General features: G+C 39.2%; 18 protein-coding genes. 9 read left to right on the top strand and 9 right to left on the bottom strand.

The window, feature by feature from the left end; genetic code table 11:
* Positions 1–124: 124 nt before the first annotated feature.
* The 7 genes from asnB to rpmH form a co-directional block, all read right to left on the bottom strand.
* Positions 125–2,044: an asparagine synthase (glutamine-hydrolyzing) gene (asnB, locus tag LMB56_RS03280; RefSeq protein ID WP_229284127.1), complete on the bottom strand. Its 1,920-nt coding sequence runs from the start codon at positions 2,042–2,044 to the stop codon at positions 125–127.
* 198 nt (positions 2,045–2,242) lie between these two features.
* Positions 2,243–4,186, bottom strand: a complete 1,944-nt coding sequence (gene mnmG / locus LMB56_RS03275) for a tRNA uridine-5-carboxymethylaminomethyl(34) synthesis enzyme MnmG (RefSeq protein ID WP_229284126.1) — start codon at positions 4,184–4,186, stop codon at positions 2,243–2,245.
* Between the two features lie 11 nt (positions 4,187–4,197).
* Positions 4,198–5,586 carry a tRNA uridine-5-carboxymethylaminomethyl(34) synthesis GTPase MnmE gene (gene mnmE / locus LMB56_RS03270; protein ID WP_229284125.1) on the bottom strand — a complete coding sequence of 463 codons (1,389 nt, stop codon included), beginning with the start codon at positions 5,584–5,586 and terminating at the stop codon, positions 4,198–4,200.
* Between the two features lie 156 nt (positions 5,587–5,742).
* A complete protein-coding gene (jag, locus tag LMB56_RS03265) occupies positions 5,743–6,510 on the bottom strand; it encodes an RNA-binding cell elongation regulator Jag/EloR (protein ID WP_229284124.1) in 768 nt (255 codons plus the stop codon).
* Between the two features lie 93 nt (positions 6,511–6,603).
* Positions 6,604–7,437, bottom strand: coding sequence for a membrane protein insertase YidC (gene yidC, locus LMB56_RS03260; RefSeq protein WP_183144996.1), 834 nt, complete (start codon positions 7,435–7,437; stop codon positions 6,604–6,606).
* A gap of 3 nt (positions 7,438–7,440) precedes the next feature.
* A complete protein-coding gene (gene rnpA, locus LMB56_RS03255; protein ID WP_003665224.1) occupies positions 7,441–7,794 on the bottom strand; it encodes a ribonuclease P protein component in 354 nt (117 codons plus the stop codon).
* 138 nt (positions 7,795–7,932) lie between these two features.
* Positions 7,933–8,067, bottom strand: a complete 135-nt coding sequence (rpmH, locus tag LMB56_RS03250) for a 50S ribosomal protein L34 (RefSeq protein WP_003665227.1) — start codon at positions 8,065–8,067, stop codon at positions 7,933–7,935.
* 495 nt (positions 8,068–8,562) lie between these two features.
* Here rpmH and dnaA point away from each other — a divergent pair, with 495 nt between their 5' ends.
* Positions 8,563–9,885, top strand: coding sequence for a chromosomal replication initiator protein DnaA (gene dnaA / locus LMB56_RS03245; RefSeq protein ID WP_003665228.1), 1,323 nt, complete (start codon positions 8,563–8,565; stop codon positions 9,883–9,885).
* 175 nt (positions 9,886–10,060) lie between these two features.
* Positions 10,061–11,203, top strand: a complete 1,143-nt coding sequence (gene dnaN, locus LMB56_RS03240) for a DNA polymerase III subunit beta (protein WP_182588467.1) — start codon at positions 10,061–10,063, stop codon at positions 11,201–11,203.
* Between the two features lie 65 nt (positions 11,204–11,268).
* Here dnaN and LMB56_RS03235 read toward each other — a convergent pair whose 3' ends face one another.
* Positions 11,269–12,063, bottom strand: a complete 795-nt coding sequence (locus LMB56_RS03235) for an SDR family NAD(P)-dependent oxidoreductase (protein ID WP_153703081.1) — start codon at positions 12,061–12,063, stop codon at positions 11,269–11,271.
* Positions 12,064–12,330: 267 nt separating this feature from the next.
* Between LMB56_RS03235 and yaaA the strand changes: the two genes are divergently transcribed.
* The 7 genes from yaaA (at position 12,331) to rpsR (ending at position 19,548) form a co-directional block, all read left to right on the top strand.
* Entirely contained in the window at positions 12,331–12,552 is a 222-nt protein-coding gene (gene yaaA / locus LMB56_RS03230) for a S4 domain-containing protein YaaA (RefSeq protein WP_003665230.1), read from the top strand.
* Between the two features lie 8 nt (positions 12,553–12,560).
* Positions 12,561–13,685: a DNA replication/repair protein RecF gene (recF, locus tag LMB56_RS03225; RefSeq protein ID WP_003665231.1), complete on the top strand. Its 1,125-nt coding sequence runs from the start codon at positions 12,561–12,563 to the stop codon at positions 13,683–13,685.
* Positions 13,686–13,711: 26 nt separating this feature from the next.
* Positions 13,712–15,631, top strand: coding sequence for a DNA topoisomerase (ATP-hydrolyzing) subunit B (gene gyrB / locus LMB56_RS03220; RefSeq protein ID WP_229284154.1), 1,920 nt, complete (start codon positions 13,712–13,714; stop codon positions 15,629–15,631).
* Between the two features lie 42 nt (positions 15,632–15,673).
* Positions 15,674–18,178, top strand: a complete 2,505-nt coding sequence (gyrA, locus tag LMB56_RS03215; protein ID WP_153701426.1) for a DNA gyrase subunit A — start codon at positions 15,674–15,676, stop codon at positions 18,176–18,178.
* Between the two features lie 202 nt (positions 18,179–18,380).
* On the top strand, positions 18,381–18,677 hold the full coding sequence (rpsF, locus tag LMB56_RS03210; protein ID WP_003665235.1) for a 30S ribosomal protein S6: 297 nt from the start codon (positions 18,381–18,383) through the stop codon (positions 18,675–18,677).
* Positions 18,678–18,714: 37 nt separating this feature from the next.
* Positions 18,715–19,278 (top strand): single-stranded DNA-binding protein, encoded by a 564-nt coding sequence (gene ssb, locus LMB56_RS03205; protein WP_003665236.1) that lies wholly within the window; start codon positions 18,715–18,717, stop codon positions 19,276–19,278.
* Positions 19,279–19,311: 33 nt separating this feature from the next.
* The gene (gene rpsR / locus LMB56_RS03200) at positions 19,312–19,548 is read left to right on the top strand and encodes a 30S ribosomal protein S18 (RefSeq protein ID WP_003665240.1); all 237 of its coding nucleotides are present in this window, start codon (positions 19,312–19,314) and stop codon (positions 19,546–19,548) included.
* A 171-nt stretch (positions 19,549–19,719) separates the two neighbouring features.
* Here rpsR and LMB56_RS03195 read toward each other — a convergent pair whose 3' ends face one another.
* Positions 19,720–20,967 (bottom strand): ISL3 family transposase, encoded by a 1,248-nt coding sequence (locus tag LMB56_RS03195; protein WP_229283443.1) that lies wholly within the window; start codon positions 20,965–20,967, stop codon positions 19,720–19,722.
* Positions 20,968–21,094: the final 127 nt, after the last annotated feature.

Here is a 21,094-nt window from a genome sequence, read left to right as displayed (position 1 = left end):
TCAATCTAATCTGCCCTATATTATTTCATTTTTTATCACAAAAATAAATAAGGGTTATCAACTAACAAAAAAGGAGACTTAGAAGAGTCCTACAGCCCTTCGCCAGCCTCCTTTAATATTTTTTCTATGCTTCTGTTGTAGCCGTTTTTTGTGCGCGGTCAATTCCTGATTCATCAGGTCTGAAGTTATCAATGAAGTATAACTTATACCACGTTAAGAAGGTGTAGATTGTCCAAATCTTACGACGACCATCCACCTTGCCTTCGAAGTTATCATCAGCAAGTTTTAGAAGCTTTTCTTGATCAAAGAACTCTTTTACGAAGTCTTGTTCAAATAATTCACGTACTTCTTGGTAATACTTCTTTTCTCGAAGCCATGCACGAACTGGGGTTGGGAAGCCCATCTTAGGCCGAGTAGCCCATTCTTCCGGTAAGTGCCGGTTAGCTGCCATCCGGAATGCCCACTTTGTATCCTTATAGTTAAAGAGATACTTAGTTGGTGTTGTTTCAGCCACTTTCATTACCTCTTTATCAAGAAGTGGTACCCGGATTTCAACAGAGTTAGCCATACTCATCTTATCCGCCTTTAAGCAAATATCGCCAGGCATGAAACGGTGCAAGTCAATATACTGCTTCTTTGCGACTTCATCGATATCTTTATCTTCCATCTTATCAAAAAGTGGATTAAGAATGTCGGCAATACTTGGTCCACAATCAAATTCTGGTTGCAAGTAGTCAGCGGCTTCTTCAGGACTAAAGATGTATGCTTGACCAATAAAAGTATCCCGTGCTGGCGCTAAGTTGCGGTACATATGCTCTTGGCCGTGGAAGTGTTTCCCATCTAACCACTTAGCAAACTTATACCGACGTTCGCGAGGCATCTTCTTTAATTGATCAGTTACCCACCGGATAAACTTAACTTTAGTGTTGAAACCATAATCAATATATCCTGCAAATAATTCATCAGCACCTTCACCAGAAAGTAGAGCCTTGTAGCCGTTATCCTTTGCCAACTTGTTCAAGAAGTATAAAGGAACAACAGATGGGTTAGAATCGGGTTCATCTAAGTAGTATTGAATCATTGGGAATGCATGGAAAGCTTCTTCGTTAGTTAACTTTTCATCAGTATTCTTCAAGCCCATCTTAGCTGCTAATTCACGTGCTTGTTTGGTCTCATCGTAAGTACTATCAAATCCGATTGAGAACGTATTATCTGGACGCATCAAAGCCGTTACTAAACTTGAATCAACCCCCGCGGAAAGGAATGAACCAACCTTAATTCCTTTATCCGCAAAAGTATGTGCCTTAACAGAATTCTTAACAACATCGTCAATCTTGTTAACAGCTTCATCAAATGTCTCGTCTTCTGGTTCAAAGTTTTCGTCCCAGTATTGAGTCATTTCAAACTGACCGTCTTTATAAGTGAAGTAATGACCTTCTGGAAGCCGGTAAACACCCTTAAAGAAAGTTTCTTGAGTAACTGGGTATTGGAATGTCATGTATGGTTTAAGCGCTTCTTTATTAAGTTCTTTCTTAAAATTAGGGTGATCAAGAAATGCCTTAATTTCAGACCCAACAAAGAAAGTACCGTTCATTTTAGCGTAATATAATGGTTTGATTCCAAAATGATCACGGGCACCGAACATTTCTTTAGTCTCAAAATCCCAAATAATAAAGCCGAACATTCCGCGCAGCTTGTTAACAACATCCTTGCCCCATTCTTCATATCCGTGCAAGATTACTTCAGTATCGGCATGGGTTTTAAATGTGTGACCCTTACTGATTAATTCTTCACGTAATTCTTCAAAATTGTAAATTTCACCGTTGAATTCAATGGCTTTTGAGCTATCTTCATTAAAGATTGGTTGATTACCAGACTTAACATCAATAAAACTCAAGCGCCGGAAGCCAAGTGCTACATCATCATCCACATATTGACCTTCCGCATCAGGCCCCCGGTGAATAATCCGGTCCTTCATTTTTTTGATTAATTGGTCTTTAATTTGTGGTTTTTCATTATCAACAAATGCAACAATCCCACACATTATAAATTTCCTCTTCTTTCTCTTAAATTCACGGATCACAAAATAGTTATTTAAAATTCGTTATTAAAACTCGAACCTAAATTATACCATATAATGCCAAACTTAAGTATATTATCCCTTTGCTTTAAGAAAACCATAATAAAATCTGGAGAGCGGAGTCATTACTCTGTTTCTCCAGATTTTATTTCCCGGGAAATTTTATTTGCGATCCTTCTTGGAAAACTTCCCCTGGCGGACGTAAACACTCAAGATTGCAATATCAGCGGGGTTAACTCCACTAATTCGTGAAGCTTGGGCTAAAGTTTCTGGACGAATCTTTTCAAGCTTTTGACGTCCTTCAGTTGCTAGACCATCAATATCACCATAATCGATATCATCTGGAATCCGTTTAGCTTCCATCCGTTTCATCCGTTCAACCTTAACTTCCTCTTTCTTGATGTAACCAGCATATTTCAATTGAATTTCAACCTGCTCAATCACATGACGATCAAGTTCCTGTTCTGGTGCCGGAATGAATTCGGCCAACGTTTGATAATCGAAGTATGGTCGCTTCAAGAGGTCAGCTGCCGCAATTCCATCTTTTAAGCGATTATCCCCGTGCGCTTCAATAAATTCGTTAACCTTATCATCGCTTGGCTTGAGCTTAATTTCTTCTAATCGTTTGATTTCAGCTGCAACTTGACGCTTCTTCTCTTCCATTTTAGCAAGCCGCTCATCACTAACTAAGCCAACATGATGACCCATTTCCATTAACCGGAAATCAGCATTATCATGACGTAAAATTAGCCGATATTCTGCCCGACTTGTAAGTAAACGGTAAGGTTCTTTCGTCCCCTTTGTTACTAAGTCGTCGATCATCACGCCGATATATGCGTCCGAACGCTTAAGGACAAATGGTTCCTTGCCTTGTGCCCGTAATCCTGCATTAATCCCCGCAATTAATCCTTGACCCGCTGCTTCTTCATAACCCGAAGAACCGTTTGTTTGGCCTGCAGTATAGAGATTCTTAATGATCTTAGTTTCCAGGGTTGGGTGAAGTTGGTACGGCGCAACTACATCGTATTCAATTGCATATCCAGGACGCATCATTTCAGCATTCTCTAACCCCTTGATTGAGTGCACAATCTTTTGTTGGATTTCTTCTGGCATTGATGTTGAAATTCCATCAAGATAGTACTCATCCGTATCCCGGCCTTCTGGTTCAAGGAAAACTTGATGCCGCGGCTTATCAGCAAAACGAACAATCTTATCTTCAATTGAAGGACAGTAGCGTGGTCCAACCCCCTTGATAACACCAGAGAACATTGGTGCCCGGCTAAGGTTTTCCCGAATAATGGCATGCGTCCCTTCATTTGTATAAGTTAACCAACAAGATAATTGTTCGCTAATTGGAATATAGGCACTATCAGAAGTATCAAAACTAAAGTGATGTGGTTCCTCATCCCCTGGTTGTTCTTCCGTTACACTATAATCGATTGTCTTTCCGTTAACCCGTGGTGGCGTTCCCGTCTTAAAACGTTCAAGATCAAAGCCAAGTTCTTCAAGGTTTTCCGAAAGTTTTACCGCTGTCTTAGAGTTATTTGGACCAGATTCATACTGTAATTCACCAATAATGATCTTTCCGCGCGCTGCAGTTCCAACAGTTAGTACAACCGTCTTAGCATGGTAACGAGCTCCTGTATTAGTAATAACACCTTTGCAGACACCATCTTCAACAATTAACTGGTCAACAGTTGCTTGACGGAGAGTAAGGTTAGGTTCTTCCTCAATCGTCTGCTTCATTGCACGGTGATAAGCATGTTTATCTGCTTGAGCTCGTAATGCACGGACAGCGGGACCCTTACCGGTATTTAACATCCGCATTTGGACATAGGTCTTATCAATGTTATGACCCATTTCACCACCAAGAGCATCAATTTCGCGGACCACGATTCCTTTTGCCGGACCACCAACAGAGGGATTACATGGCATAAAAGCAACCATTTCAAGATTAATTGTTACCAATAAGGTTTTATTCCCCATCCGGGCTGCGGCAAGGGCGGCCTCGCTTCCGGCATGACCCGCCCCGACAACAATTACATCGTATGATCCCGCTTCGTATTGAACGGCATCAGATGTTTGCAATGCTTCTGAACTCTTCATTCTTCTATTCCCTACTTTCCTAAACAGAATTGACTAAATAACTGGTCAAGTAACTCATCTTGGTAACTATCCCCAGTAATCTCACCTAATAATTCCCAACACCGGGTCATATCAATTTGAACTAGGTCTACCGGCATTCCATCATTAATTCCTTTTAAGACATCGCTTAAAGCATCATTAGCTTGGTGGAGTAAACCAATGTGCCGAGCATTGGTAACCATTACATTATTCTGGTTACTTTCAATCCCCTCGTTGAAGAACATGTGACCAATCTGTTTACCAAGTTGGTCCATTCCTTCATGGTTAACGATTGAAGTTTCAATAACGGCACTCTTGCCAGCTAGTGATTTCAATTCCTCTAAATCAACCTTGCGTGGAAGATCCGTCTTATTTAAGATGATGATCCGCTGCTTATCCTTGGTTGCTTCCAGTAATTGGCGATCCTCGTCAGTCAATTCATTTGAACTATCAATCAAGAGAAGTACTAAGTCAGCGGCTCCCAAGGCTTTACGACTCCGCTCTACCCCGATCTTTTCGACTTGGTCATTTGTATCGCGGATTCCGGCTGTATCAATTAACTTCAATGGCACCCCGTTGACATTGACGTATTCTTCAATTACGTCCCGGGTTGTCCCAGCAACATTTGTAACGATCGCCTTGTCTTCGTGAAGCAAGGAATTCAATAAACTTGATTTACCAACATTTGGCTGCCCGATGATAGCCGTTGCTAAACCATCTCGCAAAACCTTTCCTTGCTTAGCTGTTTTAAGAAGACCTTGGATTCGTTGTTGAATGTCCGCTGCTTTTTCTTTTAAGAGTTTCGTCGTCATTTCTTCAACAGCATCATATTCTGGATAGTCAATATTAACTTCTACCTGCGCTAATACATCCAAAATATCCTGGCGCAAATTACGAATTAACCGCGACAAATCACCATCAAGCTGGTTTAATGCAACCTTCATCGATTTATCTGTCTTTGCGCGAATTAGATCCATTACCGCTTCTGATTGAGATAAATCGAGACGACCATTTAAGAAGGCCCGTTTAGTAAATTCACCTGGTTCTGCCATCCGAGCGCCAAAGCTCAGTACCAATTGCAGAATACGGTTAGTTGCTAACAATCCCCCGTGACAGTTGATTTCAATCACGTCTTCACGCGTATAAGTGTGAGGAGCGCGCATTACTGAAACCATCACTTCATCAACTTCCTGATCCGTATCAGGGTCGACAATATGACCATAGTTAATAGTATGAGTTGCTACTTTGGCGAGATCTTTTCCTTTGTAGATCCGTTGAGCAACTTTCACCGCGTCATCCCCACTAATTCGGATAATGGAAATTCCACCTTCACCAACCGGCGTCGAAATTGCTGCAATCGTATCATTCTCGCTATTTGCCATCGCTACTTTACTCCTTTCTAACAAAAAAAGTGCCAGTCCATGCATAGTAATAAAAATATCACTAACATGGTCAAAGCACTTTCACTACTTTAACGAATATTAAATTTATAACCGCTCATATTCTAAGATCATTACCAGAAATTGTCAACAAATAAGTTAGTCCTTGGGCGCAATCACGATACTCCGGTAAGGTTCCCGACCGTGAGAGTATGTTTTTACGTGGTGATTATTCTCAAGTTCATGGTGAATTTGTTTCCGTTCGCGGGCGGGCATCGGGTCCATAAAAACTGCTTTCCCACTTGCAACTACTTCCATCGCTGCCTTTTGCGCCAGGTTGTGAACTGCTTCTTGACGTCGTTCACGATAATTGGAAGTATCAAGTTCAACGTTTACTTTTGCCGCTCCATGGTAATCCATGAATATATTACTAAGCTGTTCCATCGCATTGATCCGGCGACCGTGCTTCCCGATCACTCGTCCATTTTCCTCAGTCTGAAGATCAATTTTGAGGTCATGAGCTTCTAAATTAATAATCCGTGGTTCAACAGCAATACCCAATTCCTTAAATACTGTTGTTAGATACTTAACCAATTCTTTACTAGTTGCTTGAACCTTTTTAAGATTGGCCTGTTGCCGCCGCTTGATTTCAGCAGGGTCGAGCTCATCTTCAGCTGAATTTAAGCTTGCAGGCTTTTGTTCTGGCTCTTTTGCCGGTTGCTCATCTTTTTCTTCCAGTGAGGGTATCGCAATTTCTTTATCTTTTATTACTGCATCCACTTGCGCTTGGCGTCGTCCAATTCCTAGAAAACCGTGCCGCGGCTGTTGAAGAACCGTAAATTCAATTGTTTGATTAACGGTTGGCTTCAATTGCACACGTGCCTTTTCTTTTGCTTCTTCAATTGTTGTTCCAGTAAAAACTGCCATTTTTATCCCCCGTGAATTTAATTAATTTCCACTCTTTAAATTTATTACCAAATAAAAAGGCTCGCAACAACTACTTGTCACAGCCTTAATAATTTATTTCCGCCGACTTTGGTAAGCGCGACGTTTTGCCTTTTCAATCTTGCGACGTTTTGCTTTCTCAGCCCGTTGCTTTTCTTCACGTTCACGACGAATCTTAAATGGATTCTGAATGATAAGCGTTTGGACAACTTGGAAGGCATTTGTTACTACCCAGTATAAGGTAATAGCTGAAGAGAATCCTAATGCCATGAAGAATACCATAATCGGCATAAACCACGTCATTGTAGTTGTCATTGAATTTCTTTCGGGCATTGAAGCCATGGATAACCATGAACTAATAAACGTAAATAATGCCGCTAAAATAGGCATGATGTAGTATGGGTCCGGGTGACCTAACTGAAGCCACAAGAAAGTTCCATTCCGTAAGGCTGAGGTCCGCCAGATCGCTTGATAAAGAGCCCACATAACTGGCAACTGAACCAGTAATGGAAGCATCGAAGCCCATGGATTAACTCCAGCTTCTTTATAGAGCTTCTGAGTTTCCATTTGCATCTTTTGCATTGACTCGCGATCACGTGATGAGTACTTTTTCTGAATTGCCTTTAGTTGAGGAGCAAGTTCTTGCGTCTTCATCATGGTCTTTGTTTGGTAGAACATCAATGGCAGTAAAATGATCCGGATGATGATCGTAAAGATAATTATCCCCATTCCATATCCGCCAAAGTGCTTTGATAACCAAATGATAAATTGTGAACAGTTATAGATAATGTAGTGGTCCCAGATACCAGTACTATGACTAGTAATTGGCTTATTGGAGCAAGCAGCTAAAAATAGGGTTAAGCTCATGATTGCTCCCAAGCTTAGGAATTTTTTTGTTTTCTTATTCAAATCCTAATCCTCACTTTTTTCATCTAACAAATGTGCACGCTTTAAAACGTGCACTAGGTTTTTCTTTGTTTCTGCCATTGATAAACCATCTGCCGCTGACCGAGCAATAACCAAGAAATCAACATCAGACCGTAATTGCGGTTTCACCTCTAATAATGTTTGACGAATACGCCGCTTAACCCAATTACGATGCACAGCATTTCCAATCTTTTTTCCAACAGAAATACCGACACGAAAATGTTTTTGTCCTGGCTTTTCCATTTGATATACGACAAATTTGTGGTTGGCCACGGAATTATGGGTTTCAAAAACCCGTTGAAACTCACTTTCCTTTTTTACGCGATATGATTTTCTCATTTGTATAATCCCCAGCCTTAATTTAAGTAGATATAAAAATAGGGCCGGACATACGACAACTTTAACGATTCAAATTGCTCGTCAAGCTGACTGCCCTGCCCCACACAATAAAAAAAGCCACTATAAAAGTGGCCGTGGTTATGCAGATAATACTTTTCTGCCCTTTTGACGCCGACGTGCTAATACCTTACGGCCGTTACTGGTGCTCATGCGCTTACGGAAGCCATGGACACGTGCACGGTGACGCTTCTTTGGTTGAAACGTGCGCTTCATACAATTGCACCTCCTATTAAATTCGAGTGGTTTGGTTTCTAGAGTCTAAAAGACGATCTCTTCAAACATACTTTGGTAGTATAACACACTTACCGAAATTAATAAACGGCGAATTTTTATTTAAATTTTTTTGATTATTAACAAAATTAGTAAAATAATCCACAGCGTTGTGTAAATTCATAATTTGTGGACAAGTTATCAACAACGTTTTTCAGAGATTATCCCCAGATTAACACCTGTTGATAAAGTTATCCACAAGCAGTCTTTTAGGTGTTGATAACTCTCTAGTTTACTGCTATATCAATAGCATATATCAACACAATTCTGTGGATAAGTGATAACGGAATCTCCTTTTCCCCATTTTTCACAGCAATATTATTAATTTACACACAGTGTTGTGTAAACTTTTTTATTATTATCCACTTGGTTGTGGAAAACTTTCCCATGTAATGATAAAATACCGTTTGTAATTTAATACTTTAGGAGGAAATTATTTTGACTGAGCTCGATTCTCTGTGGGAAGCGATCCAAAATTCATTTCGTCAGGATACCACTCCGGTTACCTTTGACACTTTGATTGCTCCGGCAAAAGCAATTTCTCTCTCTCAAAATCAACTGGAAATCGAGGTGCCCACTCCGGTGCACCGCGATTTTTGGCGCAAAAATTTAAATACGCAGCTTAAAGAATTCGCTCAACGGGAATTGGGACGAAATATTGAGCCGCATTATATTTTAGAGGGAGAATTTACCTATACAAATAAAAAAACAGAAGATGATCCAACTCCTTCTTTTGAGATGGATACTCCTCTTAATCCTCATTACAACTTTGGAACATTCGTTGTTGGAGAAGGAAATAAAATGGCACACGCTGCAGCATTTGCCGTTGCCGAAAGCCCTGGCAGCCTTTACAACCCGCTCTTTATTTATGGGGGAGTTGGTTTAGGAAAAACCCACTTAATGGAAGCGATCGGTAACCATATGCTTCAAGTTAATCCAAATTCGCGTGTCAAATATGTGACGAGTGAGGATTTTACCAACGATTATATTAATGCTATTCGTAATAATACGACTGAACAATTAAGAGAAGAATATCGTAACCTTGATCTCCTATTAATTGATGATATTCAATTTTTAGCCAACAAAGAGGGAACACAGCTAGAATTTTTCAATACTTTTAATGCCCTTCATGATCGCAAAAAACAAATTGTTATGACATCTGATCGGATTCCAAATGAGATTCCTGAACTGCAAGACCGGCTTGTATCACGTTTCAGATGGGGACTTACTGTCGAAATTACTCCTCCTGACTTAGAGACGAGAATTGCTATCTTGCGGAGTAAAGTTGAGGAAGATCATATTGATATTGGAAACGACACCCTTAATTATATCGCTGGCCAAATCGATACAAACATTCGTGAACTAGAAGGAGCCTTAACAAAGGTTCAAGCATTTGCTAATTTAAGCGGTGAGCGAATCACGCCAAGCTTAGCATCTCAAGCATTAAAGGGACTTCACCGCGTAGCAAAAAACGAAATATCAATCGCTACAATTCAAAAACAAGTCGCTGATTTTTATAATATAACTCAAGGAGATATCCTTGGTAAAAAGCGAGTTAAACAAATCGTTATGCCTCGCCAAATCGCTATGTATCTTTCTCGAGAACTCACCGATTCCTCGTTGCCAAAAATCGGCAACGAATTCGGCGGCAAAGACCATACCACCGTTTTACATGCTATCGATAAAATCGAGGCAGAACTAAAAAAGGATACTGACTTACAAAACGATATTACAAAATTAAAAGCTAAACTACGATCATAAGCTGTGGATAAGTATAATAATTATCCTCAAACTTATCCACAAGTTATCAACAGGTGGATAACTCGCAATAACAGGTGTCTAAATAGTTTTCCACAGTATTAACAGGCCCTACTACTACGACTATATTTTAAACTATTAAATATATTTATATACTTACACAAAAGGACTGAAACATATGAATTTTACAATTAACCGATCTGCATTCATTAGTCAACTAAATAATGTCTTACGTGCTATTTCATCTAAAACCACAATTCCAATTCTTACTGGATTAAAGATGGTCGTAAACGAAGACAACATTGTGTTAACTGGTAGTAATTCAGATATTACAATTGAAAGTGTTATTAGCGCTAATGATGCTGATAATGATTTAACAATTGAAGATACTGGAGCTATTGTGTTACCAGCCCGCTTCTTCAGTGATATTGTTAAAAAGTTACCAGATAAAAAAGTAACTATTGAAGTTACAAGTGGTTTTCAAGCAGATATTACATCTGGTTCAGCTAAATTCCAAATTAATGGTCAAGATGCTGAAAACTTTCCCCATTTACCAGAAATTGAAACTAACAAATCAGTAACTCTTCCTAACGACATCCTTAAAGAAGTAATTCGTCAAACCGTCATTGCGGTATCAAAGCAAGAAAGTCGCCCAATCCTTGCCGGGGTGCATATGACGTTAAAAGATGGCGTCCTAACAGCTGTTGCAACAGATAGTCATCGACTTGCACAACGGAAAGTGGTCCTCGAAAATATCGATAACGGCATAGATTTTGATGTGATCATTCCTGGAAAGAGCATGGAAGAACTTTCCGGAATGATTAGCGATGTCCATGAAGATGTACAAATGCAAGTAACCGAAAATCAAGTATTGTTTATTTTTGGTAATACTCATTTTTATTCGCGATTACTAGAAGGGAACTACCCTGAAACCAGTCAATTAATTCCACAAACTGCTGATACAACTGTTGAGCTAGAAGCTGGGACATTTCTATCATCAATTGAGCGTGCTTCACTTTTATCTCATGAAAGCCGTAACGATGTGGTTAAGTTAAGTCTAAAGCCATCAGAAAATCTTGTCCGAATTAGTGGTGATTCTCCAGATATCGGTACCGTTGAAGAAGAGGTAGTAACGTCTGCTCTTGATGGTAATGATCTTGAAATCTCGTTTAATCCTAACTACATGAAAGATGCTTTGCGTTCTTTTGGTCAGGCAACGATCAAGATTTCATTTACTTCACCATTGCGACCATTTACCTTGGTGCCAACAGAAGATCAAGAAAACTTTGTCCACTTAATTACGCCAGTACGGACATTTTAAGCATAAAAAAGAGGGTGTTGAAATTTTTACAACATCCTCTTTTTGTGTAATTGTGAATTTAGATTTTAGAAGAGTGTCGGGACTAATCCACCGTCAAGTCGGAGTGCTTCACCGGAAAATGATGATGAATATGGACTAGCTACAAAAGCAGTAAAACGACCAACTTCTTCTGGACGAATTAATCGTTGAATTTGTGAAAGTGGACGGTGATTTTTCATGAAGTCACTTTCCCATTTATTTTCAGGAACATCTGTATTGCTATACATGTCAACAAGCATTTGTTGGACTCCTTCTGTAAGAGTTGAACCAGGCATTATAGTATTAACTGTTACATGGGTACCTTTAGTCAACTTAGATAAACTTTTTGCTAATGACAAGTTCATTGTCTTTGTCAAACTATATTGTGGCATTTCACCAGATGGCATAACAGCTTCTTCGCTGGCAATAAAAATAATTCTCCCAAAATCCTGTTCAAGCATTTTAGGCAAATAGAATTTAGCAAGAGCATTACCTGAATAGAAGTTAACATCGATAAAGTGTTGCCAAGTTTCTTCAGAAATGTCGAAGTAATCCATCGGTTTAAAAATTCCCATATTATTTACTAAAATATCAATCTTTGGGAATGCTGCAAATAATTCTTGACGTTGTTGTGATTGGGAAATATCGTATGCTGCCCCTTGAGGATTAGTATCTGGGAATTGCTCTTTAATTTCGCTAACAATGGTATCAACATCTGCTTTTTTACGACCATTGATAATAACATTTGTGCCTTCTTTTGCCATTTCAATTGCAATTGCTTTGCCAATTCCCTTAGTTGATCCTGTAATTAAAGCTGTTTTTCCTGTTAAACCTAAATCCATATTCATCTACCTCCAATAAATATTTATATAATTATATTTCACTGCTAACTTTTGACAAGTAAAATGTATTAATATACTCATCATAGTTAGACTGAGAATAATTTTAATTAACATTTTTGATTTATATTCAGATTTTTGACCATAGAGCAAATTTAACCGAATTTTGATAAAAAAGGCTAAATTAAGTTAATGCGCTCAGAAAGGCTAATAACGCAAAATTAGGCCGAATAATGTGGTATAATAGAATTACAAAAGTAGGTGAAAAAAATGGAAGAAAAGTCAGTGTTGATTGATAGTCCATTTATTACACTCGGCCAGTTACTCAAAGAAGAGGGGATTATTCCTACTGGCGGAGCAGCTAAATGGTTTCTAAAAGAAAATACTGTATTAGTAAATGATGAGCCAGATGATCGGCGAGGACGCAAATTGTATCCCGAAGATAAGATTCAAATTCCTGACCACCAATTACTTGTTATTAAGAGTAAGTAGGGATAAGCATGATTCTGACGGAATTGCATTTACATCACTTTCGAAATTATCAGGATCTAACCGTTCACTTCAACCCTGGAGTGAACGTTTTAATTGGTCATAATGCACAGGGTAAAACGAATATGCTAGAGGCAATCTATGTTCTTTCCCTGACCAAGAGTCATCGAACAAGTAATGACCATGAACTTATTAATTGGCAAGAAAAATCAGCCCTAATAAGTGGTACGGTAGAGAAAAGTATTGGTAAGATTCCGCTTGAATTACAATTCTCAAGTAAAGGAAAAAAGGCAAAGGTAAATCATTTAGAACAAGCGCGATTATCACAGTATGTTGGTCAACTAAATGCAATATTGTTTGCTCCTGAGGACTTGTCGTTGGTAAAAGGGTCCCCAGCTTTACGGCGCCACTTTATGGATCGAGAGTTTAGCCAGATGAGTAGCAAATACCTCTACAATGCAGGCCAATATCGCACACTCTTACGACAAAAAAACAAATATTTAAAGCAACTAAAATATAAGCAACAAACTGATCGCGTCCTTTTAGGAGTCCTATCTGATCAGCTTGCTGCTTTTGGTGCGGAAGTAATTATTGCCCGTCAACATTTTTTAAAGCACCTTGAAGGATGGGCAGCTGATTTGCATCAAGAAATTTCACTAAATAAGGAATCATTACGGCTTGAATACGTTAATCAATTAAAGGTTAGTGATGATACTACTGTTGAAGAGGCTTATCAGGCACTTTTTAAGTTATATCAGGATAATGAACAGCGTGAAATCGAGCAAGGAACAACAATTTATGGTCCTCATCGGGATGATATCCGCTTTCTGGTAAATGATAAAAATGTGCAGGCGTTTGGATCGCAAGGACAACAGCGAACGACAGCACTATCAGTAAAACTAGCAGAGATTGATTTGATGAAAGAGCAAACAGGCGAGTATCCATTATTATTATTAGACGATGTGTTATCAGAACTAGATACGATTCGACAAACACACCTGTTAACAGCCATTCAGAATAAAGTTCAAACATTTTTGACGACCACTAGTCTGAGTGATGTTGCTCGCCAGTTAATTAATGAACCCACGATTTTTGAAATTGAGCACGGCACTTTGAATAAGGAGGAAGTAAAGTGAGCAACGAACAACAAAAAGAAACCAAGATGAAATTGGCTAGCGAGTATGATGCTAGTCAAATTCAGGTTTTAAAGGGATTGGATGCAGTTCGAAAGCGTCCCGGAATGTATATTGGTTCCACTTCAGCCCAGGGACTTCATCACCTTGTTTGGGAAATTGTCGATAACGGAATTGATGAAGCCTTAGCAGGATTCTGTGATGAAATTAATGTTGTAGTTAATCCAGATAACAGTATTACTGTTAAGGATAATGGTCGGGGAATTCCAGTTGATACACAAAAAGAAACCGGAAAGTCAGCCTTAGAAACGGTCTTTACCGTTCTGCACGCCGGAGGAAAATTTGGCGGCGGCGGATATAAGGTTTCTGGAGGTCTTCACGGGGTAGGGGCTTCTGTTGTAAATGCCTTATCCACTGAATTGGATGTTAAAGTTGCTCGTCAAGGTAAACGTTACTACATGGATTTTGATCATGGTCATGTTAAGTCTGCAATGAAGGTAATTGAAGAAGGACTTCCAGAAACTGAGCATGGTACAACTGTTCACTTTAAGCCGGATCCAGAAATTTTCCGTGAAACAACGACTTACAATATTAAAACTTTAACTGATCGTTTAAGAGAGTTAGCCTTCTTAAACAAGGGACTTAAAATCACGATCGAAGACTTACGACAAGCAGACCATGAACGGAAAGAATTCCATTATGAAGGTGGGATTCGTCATTATGTTGAATACCTTAATGAAGATCAAAATGTCTTATTTGACCCACCAATTTACGTGGAAGGTAAAGAAAACGATATTACTGTTGAAGTATCCTTACAATATACAGATTCATATCGCAGCAACTTGCTAACTTTCACTAACAATATTCATACTTACGAAGGTGGGACTCATGAGACCGGATTTAAGATGGCTCTTACACGCGTTATCAATGACTACGGCCACAAAGCAGGTATCTTAAAGTCTAATGAAACCTTATCAGGGGATGACGTACGGGAAGGTTTAACTGCGGTTGTCTCCATTAAGCACCCTGATCCGCAATTCGAGGGACAGACTAAGACTAAGTTAGGAAACTCAGATGCACGAACAGCGACTGACCATGTCTTTGCGGCAACATTTACCCGGTTCTTATTAGAACACCCAGACGAAGCGCGGCAAATTATTGAAAAAGGTCAACTCGCTTCCAAAGCACGGGTGGCTGCTAAACGTGCCCGGGAAGTTACCCGTAAAAAGAGTGGTCTTGAAATTAGCAATTTGCCAGGTAAGTTAGCTGATAACACGAGTAAGGATCCGGAAATTTCAGAATTATTTATTGTCGAGGGTGATTCTGCCGGTGGTTCAGCAAAGCAAGGACGTTCGCGCCTCACCCAGGCAATCCTTCCAATTCGCGGAAAGATCTTGAATGTTGAAAAAGCAACTCTTGATCGAGTCCTAGCTAATGACGAAATTCGTTCTTTATTTACCGCCCTTGGAACAGGATTTGGTGATGACTTTGATATTACAAAGGCTAATTACCATAAATTAATTATCATGACTGATGCGGATGTCGATGGTGCCCACATTCGGACATTACTGTTAACCTTGTTCTACCGCTTTATGAAACCAATGATTACGCATGGGTATGTTTATATTGCTCAACCGCCGCTATATCAAGTTCGGCAAGGTAAATTTGTAAAATACATTGACTCTGATGAAGAACTAGAACAGGTTGTAAGCTCACTGCAACCAAGTCCTAAGCCAGTTATTCAACGTTACAAAGGGCTAGGTGAAATGGATGCTGAGCAATTATGGGAAACAACAATGGACCCAGAAAATCGGCACCTATTACGAGTAAAACTAGACGACGCAGAACAGGCTGATAAGATTTTCCCAATGCTAATGGGAACCAAGGTCGGACCACGGCGCGACTTTATTGAGCAAAATGCTAAGTTCGTTGAAAACCTTGACCTGTAATTAACTGTTGTTTACTGCTAACGCAAAAAAGGAGGAACGACATTGGCTGAACAAGATATGCCTAATCGGATCACGGATGTAAATCTTACGAGTCAGATGAAAAACTCATTCTTGGATTATGCAATGAGTGTTATTGTTTCACGTGCGCTTCCAGACGTCCGTGATGGATTAAAACCGGTACAACGCCGGATTTTATATGGAATGAATGAATTAGGGGTCACTCCCGATAAGCCTTACAAGAAGTCAGCCCGGATTGTCGGGGATGTAATGGGTAAGTTCCACCCACATGGTGACTCTTCAATTTATGAAGGACTTGTACGGATGGCTCAAGACTTTAGTTACCGTTACATGCTTGTTGATGGTCACGGTAACTTCGGGTCAGTTGATGGTGATGGAGCGGCTGCCATGCGTTATACCGAAGCAAAGATGAGCAAAATTGCGGTTGAAATGCTTCGGGATATCAATAAAGATACCGTTGATTTTCATGATAACTATGATGGTACTGAAAAAGAACCGGATGTATTACCAGCTCGTTTTCCTAATTTATTAGTTAACGGTGCTTCAGGGATTGCTGTAGGGATGGCTACTAATATTCCAACCCATAATTTAGGTGAGGTTATTAATGGCCTGCATATGTTAATGAATAATCCTGATATTACAACGGAAGGACTAATGAAGGCTATTCCAGGCCCCGACTTTCCAACTGGTGGAGTAGTAATGGGTAAGTCTGGTATTCGTAAAGCATATGAAACTGGCCGGGGAACTATTATTGTTCGAGCAAAAGTTGATATTGAAGAACAGAAGAATGGTAAGCAACGGATCATTGTCCACGAAATTCCTTACATGGTTAATAAGGCAAAGTTAATTGAACGAATTGCTGAATTAGCTCGGAATAAAGATATTGATGGAATTACTGATGTTAATGATGAAACTGACCGTGACGGAATGCGAATCGTAATTGATGTTCGTCGTGATGCCAGTGCTGAAGTTATCTTGAATAATCTTTACAAGATGACCTTGATGCAAACAACTTTTAACTTCAATATGCTAGCAATTGTTAATGGTGCTCCAAAGATTTTAAGCTTAAAACAAATTTTGCAACATTATCTGGAACACCAAGAATCAGTTGTACGGCGACGGACAGAATTTGAATTAAAGAAAGCCCAAAATCGTGCGCACATTGTTGCCGGATTGCGGATCGCTTTAGACCATATTGATGAGATAATTAATATTATTCGTAACTCACAAACAAGTGAAGTAGCGAAGAATGAGTTGATGAATAATTATGGTTTATCAGATCGGCAGGCACAAGCTATCCTCGATATGCGGTTAGTTCGGTTGACTGGCCTAGAACGGGAAAAGATAGAGGATGAATACCAAAAATTAATGGCAGCAATTGCCGATTACAAGGATATTCTTGCTCATCGCGAACGGATTAATCAAATCATTTATGACGAATTGATGGAAATTCAAAAACGTTTTGGGGATGAACGCCGGACTGAGCTTCAAGTTGGTGATATTACCAATATTGAAGATGAAGACCTAATTGAAGAAGAAGATATTATCGTTGCCTTGACCCACAATGGATACATTAAACGTCTTCCGGTTGATGAATTTAAGTCTCAGCATCGTGGCGGCCGTGGTGTTAAGGGAATGGGAGTTCATAAAGATGACTTTATTGAACAACTAATTTCTAGTTCAACTCATGATATGTTGCTCTTCTTCACTAATTCAGGAAAAGTATACTCAATGAAGGGGTATGAAGTTCCTGAATATGGTCGGGCTGCTCAAGGAATTCCAATTATTAATCTTCTTGGAATTAATAATAAAGAGAAGATTAGTGCTGTTATCAATGTTTCACATGAAACTAACGATGATGATAAATACCTCTTCTTTACTACCAAGCTAGGAACCGTTAAACGAACAGCAGTAACAGAATTTAAGAATATTCGAAGCAATGGATTGAAGGCGCTCAACCTTCATGAAAACGATGAATTGATCGATGTAGAAGTTATTAGTGAAGATCAGCCAATGATTATTGGTACTCATAATGGGTATGCGCTTAGCTTTAAATCATCGGTTGTTCGATCAATGGGACGAAGCGCAGCTGGAGTTCGTGGAATTCGCCTACGAGATGAAGACTACGTAATTGGTGCTGCCCCTCTTAATTCTGATAGCAAGGTTCTTGTAATTAGTGAAAATGGTTTTGGAAAGCAAACGCCTGCTTCTGAATACCCAATCAAAGGACGGGGAGGACTAGGCGTTAAGACAGTTAATGTTACTGCAAAGAATGGTCCATTAGTTGGTTTAACGACTGTCAATGGTGATGAAGATATTATGTTAGTGACCGACCAGGGAGTAATTATTCGTTTTGGCATTGAAAGTGTATCGCAAACTGGACGATCTGCTGTTGGTGTTCACTTAATTAAGATGGATAATGGTGCCCGTGTTGCTACGATTGCAAAGGTGGATAAAGAGGTCGATGAGGAAACTGAAGAAGCTACTAACAATTCCTCGCAAGAAGAAAGTCAACCAACAGAAAATTAAAAAAATAAAGTGAAAAAGTAGATATTTTACGTATATATAGTTATAGTGACCGCAACATTTAGGATTTCTTGTTAGATGTTCCTTGTTTTAAATAGAATTTTATGCTATATTTTATGTCTGTGAGTATACGTAATGACGTCTACTTTCCTTGTTCTTCTCAAATAGCGAGAAGAGCCAGAGTCCATAAGGAGGTGTAACATTCATGGAAACACGCAAATATGAAATTACTTACATCATTCGTCCTGATATCGAAGAATCTGCAAAGAGCGAATTGGTAGACCGATTCGACAAGATCTTGGCGGACAATGGTGCAACTATCGCTGATTCAAAGGATTGGTCAACTCGTCGTTTTGCTTACCCAATCGCTAAGTACACTGAAGGTACTTACCACGTGGTAAACTTAACTACTGATTCCGATCAAGCTTTAAACGAATTTGATCGTTTAGCTAAGTTCAGTGATGATATCCTACGTCACATGATTGTTAAGCTTGATGCTTAATTAATTTGTCAATAAAGTAAAGAGAGGAGAAAGATCTATGCTTAATCGTGCAGTCTTAACTGGGCGTTTAACAAGAGATCCCGAGTTGCGGTACACAACCAGCGGGACAGCAGTTGTTTCATTTACGTTAGCTGTTGATCGGCAATTCCGAAACCAAAATGGTGATCGTGATGCTGATTTTATCAATTGCGTTATTTGGCGTAAATCCGCTGAAAACTTTAGTAACTTTACGCATAAGGGTTCACTTGTTGGAATTGAAGGGCGCATTCAAACCCGGAATTATGAAAACCAACAGGGTAACCGTGTATATGTTACCGAAGTTGTTGTAGATAACTTTGCATTGTTAGAACCTCGCCAAAATGGTGGTATGAACCAGTCAGGCGTTCAACAGCCATTTAACAATAACCAACAATCGTTTGGTGCTCAGGCTCCACAATATGGCAGTCAACCACAACCTGGAAATAATGCTCCTCAAAGTAATCCGTCACCAAGTATGGATAATGGTTTCGATCCCAATCAAAATGCTGGCAACCAGTTCCCTGGAAGCAGTGATGATGGTGGTCAATCCATTGATTTAGCTGATGACGAATTACCATTCTAAATAAATTTTTACTCAGAATAGGAGGGTAATTTCATGGCACAACAACGTCGGGGCGGACGTCGTCGTCGTAAGGTCGACTTCATCGCCGCAAACCACATCGAATACATCGATTACAAAGACACTGATTTATTACGTCGGTTCATTTCTGAACGTGGTAAGATCTTACCACGTCGGGTTACTGGTACTAGTGCTAAGAACCAACGTAAGTTAACTATCGCTATCAAGCGTGCACGGATCATGGGTCTTTTGCCATTTGTTGCAGAAGACTAGTTTCCGCAAGAATAAAAAATAATAAAGAGGCCGAGGTTTACTCAGCCTCTTTATTATTTTAAATTACTGTTATCTTTTCTAGAATTTTTCGACTGCTATATTAATATGGATATCTGTCAACTGGTATGGTTGACTAAAAATACTTCCTACGAAAATGTAGGGGGTATTTTTTTACGAAAAAATACAATCGATTCTTAAAAAGAAAAATTTTTGATTGGCAAAACCATAACAAGTTCGTTTTAGAGTTTTGATTTTGCGATTGATGCCTTCTAAAGGACCATTAGAGTATTCAAACTTAGCACTATTTAAGACATATTTTCTGTTTTGACGAAGGGTTTGGATAGCGGTATCCATTTCTGTATTGGTTTTTTGGTAGTCTAAGATGGTTGACTCTAGTAATTCACTATTGCGCTCGTTGAGGGCTTTCGTGATATCTTGGTAAGTTTGGTATACTTCAGCGAACTTAGAAAATTTACTAGTAATGAGATCCACAGCATTTTGGCGAGTCATATATTGCTTAACGCCGCGAAGAAAAACTACTTCTTCAGGGTGAAGATCTTCAGCTTTTTTATGGAATAGCTTCCAATGTGACTTCATAATTTTATATTCTCGGCTCTGTTTATCGAGTTGTTTTAGGATAGAAATACGACAATTGTCCAAAGCGCGACCAGCTAATTGCACAAGATGGAAGCGATCAATAATAATGTTGGCATTAGGGAAAAGGCGATAGATAAAGCTTTGATATTGAGCATTTAAATCAATTACAACTGATTGAACGTATTCGCGTTCGGCTTTTGAATAACGACTTTCAAAATAATCAATAATTGTAGGTGATAGACGATCCTGTAACTTTGTGACAATTTGGTGGGTTTCAGCATCACAACAGATAAAGGACATCACAGACTTAGTTGAACGAAACTCGTCAAAACATAAATGCTTAGGCAACTTAGCCACACGATAGTGTGGTTCCATGCGCTCTAAAATTGTTCGACGAACACTACTAGGAGAGCAGTGACACATTTCAGCAATTAGCTGACCGGATAGTCCTTTACGAGCCAAAAGCATGATTTGATTTTTGAGATCACTGGATAGGGTTTGATTTTCTTTGGTTAAATTAGTAATAGCACCAAACGTAGTATGACATGATTTACATTTATAGCGTTGTTTACGAAGCTCTAATTCATATCTTCTCCCGTTTAAACTAGCCAGTCGTACATGAGTTTTGCGAAAGCCATCCTTATTAACAGTGGGAAAGCCACAGTTGCGACAACGATTAATCGGATAAGAAAGAGTAGCTGTTATTAGCGTTATATACTCTTTAACAGAATCATTGTTGTGTTCAGCTTCTTCAACAGAAATAATTTTAATATTTTTATCTTTAATTCCAAGAATATTTAGGATAGAATCATTATGGGACATTTGTTTAACCTTCTTTCATGATTTTTGTGGTGAATTGATTGTATAACGAGGGGACAGCAAATGCCTCTTTTTTATACAAAAAAATCTGGCATGGAATCTCCATCCATACCAGAAAGTGTATACCCAT

Origin of the sequence: Limosilactobacillus reuteri, from assembly GCF_020785355.1 — a bacterium.
GTDB classification, from domain to species: Bacteria; Bacillota; Bacilli; order Lactobacillales; family Lactobacillaceae; genus Limosilactobacillus; species Limosilactobacillus reuteri_I.
Note: the sequence above shows the minus strand (reverse complement) of the source record. Positions and strands in the feature narration are given on the sequence as shown.

What these genes read in the sequence shown, in the direction of transcription:
- rpsF (WP_003665235.1), top strand. Translation starts at nt 18,381, where the DNA reads ATGGAAACACGCAAATATGAAATTACTTACATCATTCGTCCTGATATC.
- LMB56_RS03235 (WP_153703081.1), bottom strand. Translation starts at nt 12,063, where the DNA reads ATGGATTTAGGTTTAACAGGAAAAACAGCTTTAATTACAGGATCAACT.
- gyrB (WP_229284154.1), top strand. Translation starts at nt 13,712, where the DNA reads ATGAAATTGGCTAGCGAGTATGATGCTAGTCAAATTCAGGTTTTAAAG.
- yaaA (WP_003665230.1), top strand. Translation starts at nt 12,331, where the DNA reads ATGGAAGAAAAGTCAGTGTTGATTGATAGTCCATTTATTACACTCGGC.
- rpmH (WP_003665227.1), bottom strand. Translation starts at nt 8,067, where the DNA reads ATGAAGCGCACGTTTCAACCAAAGAAGCGTCACCGTGCACGTGTCCAT.
- jag (WP_229284124.1), bottom strand. Translation starts at nt 6,510, where the DNA reads ATGGCAGTTTTTACTGGAACAACAATTGAAGAAGCAAAAGAAAAGGCA.
- rnpA (WP_003665224.1), bottom strand. Translation starts at nt 7,794, where the DNA reads ATGAGAAAATCATATCGCGTAAAAAAGGAAAGTGAGTTTCAACGGGTT.
- dnaN (WP_182588467.1), top strand. Translation starts at nt 10,061, where the DNA reads ATGAATTTTACAATTAACCGATCTGCATTCATTAGTCAACTAAATAAT.
- ssb (WP_003665236.1), top strand. Translation starts at nt 18,715, where the DNA reads ATGCTTAATCGTGCAGTCTTAACTGGGCGTTTAACAAGAGATCCCGAG.
- asnB (WP_229284127.1), bottom strand. Translation starts at nt 2,044, where the DNA reads ATGTGTGGGATTGTTGCATTTGTTGATAATGAAAAACCACAAATTAAA.
- mnmG (WP_229284126.1), bottom strand. Translation starts at nt 4,186, where the DNA reads ATGAAGAGTTCAGAAGCATTGCAAACATCTGATGCCGTTCAATACGAA.
- rpsR (WP_003665240.1), top strand. Translation starts at nt 19,312, where the DNA reads ATGGCACAACAACGTCGGGGCGGACGTCGTCGTCGTAAGGTCGACTTC.
- LMB56_RS03195 (WP_229283443.1), bottom strand. Translation starts at nt 20,967, where the DNA reads ATGTCCCATAATGATTCTATCCTAAATATTCTTGGAATTAAAGATAAA.
- recF (WP_003665231.1), top strand. Translation starts at nt 12,561, where the DNA reads ATGATTCTGACGGAATTGCATTTACATCACTTTCGAAATTATCAGGAT.
- mnmE (WP_229284125.1), bottom strand. Translation starts at nt 5,586, where the DNA reads ATGGCAAATAGCGAGAATGATACGATTGCAGCAATTTCGACGCCGGTT.